Below are 1057 nucleotides of genomic sequence, written 5' to 3'. Positions count from 1 at the left end.
TTTTTTTTGTGAATTCATCTGCAATAAGAATCAACCTTTCTTGAAGCAAATCTAGTTAGCAGTATATTAGCCCAAACATGAAAACGTTTGCAAGAACGTTTTCATGTTGACGAAAAAATATAAATAAATAGGAACTAATGATGAAACATGAAATTAATTTGAAAGGTCTTGTGCCTGCCCCTGTAACTCCTTTTACTCGTGACGGCGATGTTGACTTTGCTGCAATCAAACGTTTAGGTTCTTGGTTAGCAAGTGTTGATGGTGTAAAAGGTCTTGTCGTGCTTGGCCATGCTGGCGAAGGTACATTTTTAACGCCTGAAGAGCAGTGTGCTGTTATTACTGCTTTTAAAGATGCGGTAAATGATGAAATCCCAATTATTGCTGGTATTACTGGTGAAGGGGATATGGTTGCGGCGTTGGAAGCTAAGCGAGCGCTTGAAGCTGGCGCTTCAGCTGGTCTGCTGTACCCTTCACATGGTTGGCTACGTTTTGGTTACCAAGAAGGAGCGCCACAAAAACGTTATAAAACAGTATATGAAGAAAGTGGTTTACCACTAATTTTGTTCCAATATCCTGATGTAACTAAGGCTACTTATAGTTTGCAAACCCTGTTAGATATTGCAAAGCAACCTGGTGTGATTGCGATGAAAAATGGTGTTCGTAACATGCGTCGCTGGGATACGGAAATTCCAATTATTCGTCGTGAATGTCCAGAGTTAACTATTTTGACCTGTCACGATGAATATCTACTTCATACTATGTTTGATGTTGACGGTGCACTAGTGGGCTACGGAAGTCTTGCTCCAGAGCCTTTAGTTGAACTTATTGCTGCTGGTAAAGAACGTAATTATCCGAAAGCGCGCGCAATTCACGACAAATTATTCCCAGTAACTCAGAATGTTTATCACCGCGGTTCACATATGGAAGGGACAGTGGCTCTAAAAGAAGGACTGGTTGCACGTGGCATTTTAGAGCATGCAACAGTTCGAGGTCCGCTACTACCTCTACAAGAAGGTGCTCACGAAGAAATAGCGGCAGCCCTTCGCTCCGCTGGACT

At 42.2% G+C, this 1057-nt stretch carries 1 protein-coding gene; it reads left to right on the top strand.

The annotated features are described in order from the left end of the window. Positions 1 to 140: 140 nt before the first annotated feature. Positions 141 to 1057: dihydrodipicolinate synthase family protein (locus HUO09_RS21755; RefSeq protein WP_188235266.1), on the top strand; the 917-nt coding region annotated here is incomplete at its 3' end.

Source organism: Vibrio sp. Y2-5, from assembly GCF_014596725.1.
Classification (GTDB): Bacteria; Pseudomonadota; Gammaproteobacteria; order Enterobacterales; family Vibrionaceae; genus Vibrio.
This window is presented reverse-complemented; position numbering and strand designations above follow the sequence as displayed.